Annotated in this window: 14 protein-coding genes; 1 reads left to right on the forward strand and 13 read right to left on the reverse strand. The window is 33.8% G+C overall.

Features of this window, described 5'->3' with window-relative positions; translation table 11 throughout:
* The first annotated feature begins 182 nt into the window (after positions 1-182).
* On the forward strand, positions 183-416 hold the full coding sequence (locus tag ROSEINA2194_RS01215) for a hypothetical protein (protein WP_005602824.1): 234 nt from the start codon (positions 183-185) through the stop codon (positions 414-416).
* 24 nt (positions 417-440) lie between these two features.
* Here ROSEINA2194_RS01215 and ROSEINA2194_RS01220 read toward each other — a convergent pair whose 3' ends face one another.
* The 13 genes from ROSEINA2194_RS01220 to ROSEINA2194_RS01280 form a co-directional block, all read right to left on the reverse strand.
* Positions 441-785, reverse strand: a complete 345-nt coding sequence (locus tag ROSEINA2194_RS01220; RefSeq protein WP_005602826.1) for a helix-turn-helix domain-containing protein — start codon at positions 783-785, stop codon at positions 441-443.
* A 260-nt stretch (positions 786-1,045) separates the two neighbouring features.
* Positions 1,046-1,660: a hypothetical protein gene (locus ROSEINA2194_RS01225; protein ID WP_005602828.1), complete on the reverse strand. Its 615-nt coding sequence runs from the start codon at positions 1,658-1,660 to the stop codon at positions 1,046-1,048.
* Positions 1,644-1,931: a hypothetical protein gene (locus ROSEINA2194_RS01230; RefSeq protein WP_007882412.1), complete on the reverse strand. Its 288-nt coding sequence runs from the start codon at positions 1,929-1,931 to the stop codon at positions 1,644-1,646. Before ROSEINA2194_RS01230 ends, ROSEINA2194_RS01225 begins: the two co-directional genes overlap by 17 nt.
* Positions 1,932-2,419: 488 nt before the next feature.
* Positions 2,420-3,193 (reverse strand): hypothetical protein, encoded by a 774-nt coding sequence (locus ROSEINA2194_RS01235; RefSeq protein ID WP_005602834.1) that lies wholly within the window; start codon positions 3,191-3,193, stop codon positions 2,420-2,422.
* Between the two features lie 52 nt (positions 3,194-3,245).
* The gene (locus tag ROSEINA2194_RS01240) at positions 3,246-3,785 is read right to left on the reverse strand and encodes a hypothetical protein (protein WP_015521442.1); all 540 of its coding nucleotides are present in this window, start codon (positions 3,783-3,785) and stop codon (positions 3,246-3,248) included.
* A 65-nt stretch (positions 3,786-3,850) separates the two neighbouring features.
* Entirely contained in the window at positions 3,851-4,378 is a 528-nt protein-coding gene (locus tag ROSEINA2194_RS01245; protein WP_005602838.1) for a hypothetical protein, read from the reverse strand.
* A 52-nt stretch (positions 4,379-4,430) separates the two neighbouring features.
* Positions 4,431-4,919, reverse strand: coding sequence for a hypothetical protein (locus ROSEINA2194_RS01250; RefSeq protein WP_006859337.1), 489 nt, complete (start codon positions 4,917-4,919; stop codon positions 4,431-4,433).
* Positions 4,920-5,062: 143 nt separating this feature from the next.
* Positions 5,063-5,212, reverse strand: a complete 150-nt coding sequence (locus ROSEINA2194_RS01255) for an AgrD family cyclic lactone autoinducer peptide (RefSeq protein WP_005602841.1) — start codon at positions 5,210-5,212, stop codon at positions 5,063-5,065.
* A complete protein-coding gene (locus tag ROSEINA2194_RS01260; RefSeq protein WP_005602844.1) occupies positions 5,209-5,790 on the reverse strand; it encodes an accessory gene regulator B family protein in 582 nt (193 codons plus the stop codon). Before ROSEINA2194_RS01260 ends, ROSEINA2194_RS01255 begins: the two co-directional genes overlap by 4 nt.
* Positions 5,791-5,927: 137 nt before the next feature.
* Positions 5,928-7,232: a sensor histidine kinase gene (locus ROSEINA2194_RS01265; RefSeq protein WP_005602847.1), complete on the reverse strand. Its 1,305-nt coding sequence runs from the start codon at positions 7,230-7,232 to the stop codon at positions 5,928-5,930.
* Complete coding sequence (locus ROSEINA2194_RS23830; RefSeq protein ID WP_007882421.1) at positions 7,233-7,466, reverse strand: LytTR family DNA-binding domain-containing protein; 234 nt, start codon at positions 7,464-7,466, stop codon at positions 7,233-7,235.
* Positions 7,420-7,959, reverse strand: coding sequence for a LytR/AlgR family response regulator transcription factor (locus ROSEINA2194_RS01275; RefSeq protein ID WP_330370220.1), 540 nt, complete (start codon positions 7,957-7,959; stop codon positions 7,420-7,422). The genes ROSEINA2194_RS23830 and ROSEINA2194_RS01275 overlap by 47 nt, the downstream gene beginning before the upstream one ends.
* Before the next feature lie 189 nt (positions 7,960-8,148).
* Positions 8,149-8,665: accessory gene regulator B family protein (locus ROSEINA2194_RS01280; protein ID WP_007882425.1), on the reverse strand; the 517-nt coding region annotated here is incomplete at its 5' end.

Below are 8,665 nucleotides of genomic sequence, written 5' to 3' on the forward strand. Positions count from 1 at the left end.
ATACTGTATGTATATGATAGAATAGAAAATAGCCATAATCTGCATAGAAAACAGCTCTCAAGGTTATTATGTAATATAGAACGGATTATCTGTTTTACTTTTATGGTATTCAACCGGGACAATTCAAGCACCTGACAATTTGACCGCAAATACCCTTCTCAGAAAGGATTCACAACAACACTATGAATGATAAAAACACATACTCTGTTGATAAATATTTGGAAATCATTGCCGAAAAAGAAGGAATCACAAAAGAAGAAGTCCAACAGGAAATTGGGCGGGCAGTTTCCATTGCTTTAAAAAGCCCTGATCCAAAAATGCAACGCTTCTGGACAGACTTTCCATGTGAAAATGATACTCCCACCATTGAAGAAATCATATACCATCTCGCTGAAAAATTTGCAAAAGAGTCATAGACAAAGGACAGGATAACTACCCGTCTATTCACTCAGATAATCTTCCTGTCCTCTTAATATTTGTTCAATCATATGTAATGCAAATTCTATTTCTCTTTCGTCACATCGATTCATCATAAATGCAAAACGCTCAATGTGTTTTTCTGGGTGCTGCTGGCTCATCAAAACCATAGGCGATGACTCCAATGCATGAACAATATTCAAATATGTATCAAGACTCATTGCCCTTCTGCCATTTTCAACACTTTTGATAGTATCCAATGATACATCTGCCCGTTCTGCAAGCTCTGCCTGTGTAATTCCAAGCCTTCTGCGTTCTTTTCTGATATTCTCTGCAATAATTTCGTATATGTGCTCTCTTTTCCCCATAGCCCCATCATCCTTTCTGACTTATCGCATTATATCAGAAATTATTATGGGTTTTAGGAAACTGTAATCCTTTGACATTTTCGTGTAATACTTTGCATATTCCTTCTAAACACCAATCTACTTTTACACTGAAATTTAAAATTTCAGCAAAATGTATATAACAACATGAGAAAAGCCCGTGGCAGATCCACGAGCTTTATCTCCAGTTTGAAGCATGGATATAGATAGTTCCCTGCTTTTATTTAGTGTAACATACACCTTTACTTAGCTACATGTGTAAAATCCCAGTGCGAAAATACGTCTACATAGCAGGTTTTTGTTTCAACCACATATCTCTCCATGCCGCCTAATGCTTCATTATATCTTTCTTTATATTTTGTCTCAACGACCTTATATGTATAATACATAGGACGATATTTGATTAAATAATGAGATCCTTTTGGAACAGTTACGGAGTATCCGCTACCTAAAGAATATGATTTTGATGCACCTAGTGTAACACCCAACTCACTTCCTATAGTTCCACCATTTGTATATCCACCGGAAACTGAAGCTTTAAAGGAAATATTATAAGAAGTATCTTGAGTGTAATTCAATGATAATTTTGCGCTAGATGTAGAACTACCACCACTCGTGCCATTTCTCCATGCACCACTTTTTAAACTACCTTTGGTATATTGATAACCATATACGGTAACAAAATCAGAAATGCGTTCTTCATTTTCCTCATCAGCTTTAATTTCCGTTTCAAAATAATCAGCTCCATCATGAGGCAAATTTTCAGTGTCATAGTTATGAGTCTCCGCAGCAAACGCTGTTGTCGAGCACCCCAAAATCAATATAAAACTTAAAACCATACTAATTATTTTTTTCATTAGAAGTCACCCCCGCTTTGACTTTAAAAAAACTATAAACCAGATAAATAATTGCCAAAATGATACTAAAAACAAAAAAGCCACCAATATAAATAAGAGGACTTTTAAAAAGATAATCCATGTTATTGGTAAGATATCCATTTCCTGAACTAAATCCAGTTATTGAGTCAATATATTGGACAATAATGGAAAGAAACGGAAGCGTACTTAAACCAAATATGCCAAAAATTATCATTATTATAGCTAAAATCTTCAAATGAAAATCTTTCATCAAAATCACCCCCTATTTTAATATCATTTTGTCGTTATATGCAGATCATTCTATAAGCATATTCATAATTATATTTACTTCTCCTTTCCTCAGTATTCAATGTGCCATATAGAGCAATCTGTTGTATATTCTAAGAATAGCAGGAATCAAAGCAAAAGAAAATATCCTATGCAGAAAGTGACCTGTTTTTGCAGAAAATGACCAACAGAACAAAAATTACTCAGAAATCAAGTAAAAAACACAGCATTGATACTATTTCAAAGCTACAGTTCTGCTCTAAAGAATATATTGAGAGTACGCTTTCAACAATATTTCCTAGTCTAAAAACGGTATTAGAAGAATTTTGGTAAAAATTTAGCAGGCAATAATTTGAATATTATTGCCTGCCAAATTAATGATGAAATCATATGATTCTTCTGTCAATCAGAACCAATCTGCTTTCTCCTATCGGAGTCCAAGCATACACACTCTTGCAATATAACGTATCATCAGCTCCGAGCCTGTGCTTTCTGTATATTGTCTGACCAATACTTATTGCTGAAAAAATTCCCATTTCTAGGCAAATTTCTGAACATATCCATAACAATATCATATGATAAGCCTGATGTGTCCACAAACATCTCTTTCCCATCTTTAGATTTAACTGCAATTCCGTTATCACCCACATACGCTACTGTATTGTCATCTAATTTCTGTATTAATCCCGTCATTTCCGCAAATTTCTTTAGCGCAAACTCCCCGGATTCTTCACAAAGTTTTCGGAACTTTTCTGCATCCTCACCTACCATATACGGATATTTTCCATCTCTAATATACCATGAAATTCCCGTTTCTGAATCCGTGTATTTAGGATCAGTTAATGCCCACTCTTCCAAAGGAACACCCTGATACCATACTGTCATTTTTTCACTGGAATCATTGCTTATTTCTGGTTCATCATTTTGAATTTCTTTCTCAGCAATTTCATCCTGCCCCTGTTCATATCCTCTACATGACACGTTACACTTTAGTGCCTCATAAATTTCTTGAACATTTGCATATTTGTTAACTGCTGCAACATCCGGTGTCTCTAACACTTCCTTTTGTTGAAAAGCCTTTGATTGGTTATATTTTGAACCTGATTTTCTTCCTGCGTAAATATTGTTATTTACAGCGGTATTTACCATATTTACCATATTTATAATCCCTCCAGCAGCAATATAATCTAATTTTCTTATTATAGTATGTTGCACTTTATGCCAGATTGCTATAAAATGCAACATACAATGAAAATATTCTGTTGCGCTTGCTTAATATCCCATATTCAAGCAGCTATTATTGTGCATAAGCAGCAGAAGCAATATAGCCTACCTGCGAAGACCCAACAGAATACAACTCATAATGGAAATGGTATCTAACGCCTACCTTAACACCTGTAAATGTCAGTGTCCATGAATCTCCTGAATAGTTAGCAATTTGTACCGGTGCACTTGTTCCGTCATTTCCTACAAGAGTAATTGTTCCCTGAAGATAATCTGTTCCACTTTCATTAGGCATATAAACATTTAAGCACAACTTTGTAACGCTTGAGTTATTAATGGTGTAATAATAATTTCCGTTGAATACACCGCTTCTGGAATTGCTTCTTGTAATGGTTCTATTTGCATCATACTGAATCGTATCTGCAAGAGCAACGGCGTCATCATAAGCAGGTACTACGTCCAAATCGCCACAATCGCTTACTTCTACTGCCTTATTTGCATTAGGGGCAGCCTGTCCCTGAGTGGATACTTCACTTGCAAACGCAGTTGTTCCCATTGCCAAACATAACATCAAACTCAACACCAACGCCTTTAAACTTTTTACTTTCTTCATTTTAAAATCTCCTTTCAAATTAACATCGTATAAATTTTCATTCCAACAGGAATCTATAAACAACTTTATGCTTTTTTCTGTCTTTCCAGATTTAGATAAGTATTCATATTTCGCATATAAAACATCTGCAAATCATACTTTCCTAATTTGTTCATATCCTGAATAACCTTTTCAAAGCTGGATATAAGGTCACATCTTTCATTTAATCCCATGTGACCAGTTTCTTGTGGAAAAGAGCTGAGACTATTACCCCTATCAACATCATAATATGCCTCCAAAGCACTCATTTCGACATAAGAAGCATTTCTCAAATCAATATCGTTAATATTAATCTTTTCTTCAAATTCTTTTCCATTTTCATCAATCCCTTTGGCTATCACTACAGGATTATCATCTGTTGACTCTTCTGCATACTTAATATAAAACGAAAGACCGGTTCCATTTCCGCCTGAAAACAACATATCATCCGTCTTTAAATACACTTTCATTGATGTCTGAGGAAATGCCTCATTTCCGTTAACAGATGTTTTGCTATTGTTTTGTCGCTTTCCAAATAATTCAGATACACTCTGCACTCCCGAACCAATACGCATTTAACCACCTCCATTCGCATTATAATATGTTATTTATATGAATTAACATATATTAGTTTGCACTAAACGTGAATACCGTTGAAAAGGAACGTGTAGTATTAGGGAAGTTTGTTGACCTGAAAGTTGTATTAAATCTATAACTTCCCGCTTGCGTAATCGGACCACAATCATATGTATAATAGAAGCCATCTGCGCCTGTACCAGATATAATAAATGGCTCCTGATGTATCCACGAAATACTTCTTCCATCAAATGTTGTAGTATCGCTGCCATATCCATATACCTTGATCGTAACGCCAAAATTTCCATTTGTAAGCCAGCCATATTTATAAAGTGAAATGCTTGTCACCTGCGGAGCCGGTCCATCTCCAGGCCACCATAGCGGATTAATCCCTTCCTCATTACCACTGCCTTCAACTATTGTTCCTTCCTGATCTCCTGCAATATTCACCGTCATTCCACCATCATTGGTTTCAGAATATTCAGGAATACTACTCTCCTTTTCTGCTGCTGACACCATTGTTCCCATACCCATTAACATAGTCAATGCTAATGCAAATGCAATAACTTTCTTAATTTTTTAACATATCAGTACCTCCTTTTTATACTTGTCATCTTGGAATAAACAATTAAGTTCCTATAGCATCTATGGCTACAGATATAATAGTAAAACACGCCAGTTAACTATCTTTCACTTTTCTTCTGGATAATCGGACGTTTCGGCTGATGAAATATTCCCATGCATGCAGGTGGGAATCTATCTATTCCATATACAGCTTCATTTCTCATGACATGTTCTACAACCTTCAACACTTTCTTATTAACCTTCTTCATTCTTTCACCTCCTGTTTAAAAATTTTTGCTATACACAGCAAAGCTGCACATAATATAACAGCTATTGCCATATAACTAACGTAAACCATATCTGCATCTAACAGAACACAGCCAAGTATTATGCACCCCTCAAGTAAAACAATAGTCCTCGCAGATTTTTTCGATTCCATCAATTCATCTGATGTCATGTGCATATTAGGATGATTCGCTGTACCAATCAATCCTATCCCTGTTATAGCAAGTAGTACTATTGCAAATAACCATTGTGGATGTTCTGACAATTTTTCACTTATAATCACGATAACTAAATAAGAAACAATGGATGCTAAATAACATCTATAAAACTTGTCCAGATGATATCCGCCAGTTCTCTTTCTTAATTCTAAAAAAAACACAAGAAAAAATATAGTTGGGAGCAGCTTGTGAAACATCAAACTGATTACGATAATACTGCCAACAGTAATAAATTTCTCTATCCAACAGATAAAAACATAAACATATCTTGCTTCCATCTCTTTGTCAATTAACCTTGCTTCAGTCATCTGACCAATTAAATCATCAGCTATTTTTTCAATCATAGTTATGCCTCCTGCCAAATTAAGTATAACTTTATCTGTTTACAAAACAATATCCATTGCAGAAAGTGACCTTTTTTTGCAGAAAATGACAAAAAAAAGTGATTTGCTTGCAGCAAATCACTTTTTTAAGGTTCATCTTAGTTTGGCAATATAACTGAGAAGTAGAACTCATTATTATCATTTCGTATAGCATAAGAGCCTTGATATTTTGTTATAACCTCAATTATATTTTTTATTCCAACCCCATGCTCATCCATTTCATATTTCTTTGAGGTCTGTATTTCTCCATCTTTAATATTAAGTTTACCATCATATGTATTCTTTACAGATATAATAATGTTGTCTTTCTCTTTAACCAGTTTCATTTTCATAAATTTTTTGCCTGAGCACTTTTCACAAGCCTCTATTGCATTATTCAAAAGATTCGATAATATAACAACAATATCCTCATCACACATTTTAATTCCTGATAGATCATTGATTTGAAAGATAAATACAATGCCTTTATCCAATGTTTCCTTATATTTGCTATTTAATATAGCATCAATAATCACATTATTTGTTTTAATATAATCTAACTCTGTACTCAAATTTCCGCTTATACTTTTCACATAATCCTTTAGTTCATCATAATTTTCCATCTCTATCAAAGACTCAATGCACATAATCTGGTTCTTATATTCATGTGTTTTTTTCCGTTGTTTAACAAAATTTTCTGAAATAGAACGGTACATGTCTGTCTGATTTCGTGCTTTCAGTTGAAACACTTCATTTTCACGAATCTTAATTTCACGTTTTAATATATCATTTATCATATAGAACACAACTATATTCATCCCTGCTAAACACAATGCTATAACCAAGAATACATTTTCCTGCTTTTGATTCTCAATGTTTCCAGATGTCATGATCAATGCAATAACTGTGAAGATTGTAAAAACTGGGAAAAAAATAAATCGAAGCCAATCTGTACTTCTTAAAACATCCGAGGACTCCCCTCCTACTTTCTTCCTGATAAGCAAAACAACTAGGAAAAGAATTATTTTTCCCAAAACCGTTATTAAACTTCCACCTACAAAATGCAACCTGCTAATTTCTGCTATACTATCAAAAAGAGAAACATTTAACCATAGTGTAAAATAGTCTACAGAAAGCAGCAATGCCTGAAATAATAATGATAAGATTATTGCTTTTCCGAAATGAATTTTAAAATAAAAGCACATAAACACCGCAACAGCAACTATAGCCAATATTTGTTTCAAGATAAACTTATCATAAAATAATGAAGCTATTACATATTCACATACCACAATTCCTAAAATAATACTATAATTTCTATAATTATTTTTTGATCTCTTTTCAGCAAAACTTTCAAAAAATATTTTGCAGCATATTACCTCCAATATTATCATCATAATACTTTGAATGTAACTAATCAGCATCTACAATTCTCCTTTATACGAAACAAATGTTTCTTCAACAAATTTATATCGTGCTTTTGGAATTTCCAACTTAATACCATTGTTCAATAACGCCTCATACCGGCTGACTTTCTCAATATGCTTCATATTAACCAGATAACTTTGATGTATCCGGATAAAATCATTACCTTGCAACTCTTTTTCCAGCTCATCTAGTTTGCCATATATTGAATATTTTTTTAACTTGTCCTCCATAATGTAAAAACTCAAGTTTATGCAATCTGCTCTCTATGTATAATAAACGCTCTAATGCTACAATCTTTGTACCCTCATTAAAGTTAAATTTCTTCTTTTGGGCTACATAATTCATATTCAAGCTGATTGCATCCATACACTCAAATATTAGTTCCGGAAAATTTACATTATTTTTCAAAATATATCTTATAGCTCCTACGCTGTATCCTTGAGGGGCACATGTAATAAATGCTGTAACAAAAACTATAAAAACATCATTGCTGACTTTTCTTATTTTCTGCGCAGTTTCCATTCCATCCAGTTCATCCATATTTACATCCAAAAAAACAATATCATACTTTGCCAGATTGATACCTAAACTTATAAAATCCTTTCCTGATTCAAATTCATCAATTTCGTATAATATATCATTTTCATTCATATATTCTATTAAAATATCATGAATGCGTTTTCTAAATTGTCTTTCATCATCACATATAGCAATTCTGAACATATGCTCATCCCCTTCCACACACAAATTTGACATACTTCTTTCATTTGGTTGGATTATTTTTTGTATATTTTCCTATTTTTTATTATATTTCGGCATCTTTATCCAAAATTTTAACCATTACTCTATATTGCTAATATCCCATGTTCGTCTACAAAATTATATATCAATACCTATTTTTAATACATTTTGCTATTGCACATATCGTTTCACTGCAATCTTTCCCATAACCATAAATACTGCTATCAGGACTATACTTACATACCCGGCATAAAAATAATCTTGCAGATCCAGACAAAACAAAATGATAAGAACACATACCTGCAATGCCGTTATGCAATGTGTTACCCTTGCATAATACCTTCTTTCTTCCTCATCAAGCGGTTTATTGATACTTTCCACTGGGGCAAGGACAATAATAATTACCACGGCAAGAACTCCGATCAATAAAATCAAGGCATTAGGAACATTTTTCATTACAGGCTCATATGTATAAACCGGAATAAATAAAATTGCCATTGAAATCAAAAAACAGCCGATTCTACTCTTACAGTGGCTGCCCCCACTATAGCTTCTCAACGAGGCATAAAATAACAGGAAGACCAGAACAAGTCCCGGTCTCCCCGTCACAATGCCAAATATTCCAGAAGCCAAAAGGTTTCCTGCAACAACAATACCATTTTCTATCCCATATTGGTACAGTTCTGCC

It is taken from the genome of Roseburia inulinivorans DSM 16841 (assembly GCF_000174195.1).
GTDB lineage: Bacteria > Bacillota > Clostridia > Lachnospirales > Lachnospiraceae > Roseburia > Roseburia inulinivorans.

Excerpts from the sequence above, each read along its gene's own strand:
- ROSEINA2194_RS01240 (WP_015521442.1), bottom strand. The coding sequence starts at position 3,785 with ATGAAGAAAGTAAAAAGTTTAAAGGCGTTGGTGTTGAGTTTGATGTTA.
- ROSEINA2194_RS01245 (WP_005602838.1), bottom strand. The coding sequence starts at position 4,378 with ATGCGTATTGGTTCGGGAGTGCAGAGTGTATCTGAATTATTTGGAAAG.
- ROSEINA2194_RS01250 (WP_006859337.1), bottom strand. The coding sequence starts at position 4,919 with ATGTTAATGGGTATGGGAACAATGGTGTCAGCAGCAGAAAAGGAGAGT.
- ROSEINA2194_RS23830 (WP_007882421.1), bottom strand. The coding sequence starts at position 7,466 with ATGGAGGACAAGTTAAAAAAATATTCAATATATGGCAAACTAGATGAG.
- ROSEINA2194_RS01260 (WP_005602844.1), bottom strand. The coding sequence starts at position 5,790 with ATGATTGAAAAAATAGCTGATGATTTAATTGGTCAGATGACTGAAGCA.
- ROSEINA2194_RS01235 (WP_005602834.1), bottom strand. The coding sequence starts at position 3,193 with ATGTTGCATTTTATAGCAATCTGGCATAAAGTGCAACATACTATAATA.
- ROSEINA2194_RS01215 (WP_005602824.1), top strand. The coding sequence starts at position 183 with ATGAATGATAAAAACACATACTCTGTTGATAAATATTTGGAAATCATT.
- ROSEINA2194_RS01220 (WP_005602826.1), bottom strand. The coding sequence starts at position 785 with ATGGGGAAAAGAGAGCACATATACGAAATTATTGCAGAGAATATCAGA.
- ROSEINA2194_RS01275 (WP_330370220.1), bottom strand. The coding sequence starts at position 7,959 with ATGTTCAGAATTGCTATATGTGATGATGAAAGACAATTTAGAAAACGC.
- ROSEINA2194_RS01265 (WP_005602847.1), bottom strand. The coding sequence starts at position 7,232 with ATGCTGATTAGTTACATTCAAAGTATTATGATGATAATATTGGAGGTA.
- ROSEINA2194_RS01255 (WP_005602841.1), bottom strand. The coding sequence starts at position 5,212 with ATGAAGAAGGTTAATAAGAAAGTGTTGAAGGTTGTAGAACATGTCATG.
- ROSEINA2194_RS01230 (WP_007882412.1), bottom strand. The coding sequence starts at position 1,931 with ATGAAAGATTTTCATTTGAAGATTTTAGCTATAATAATGATAATTTTT.
- ROSEINA2194_RS01225 (WP_005602828.1), bottom strand. The coding sequence starts at position 1,660 with ATGAAAAAAATAATTAGTATGGTTTTAAGTTTTATATTGATTTTGGGG.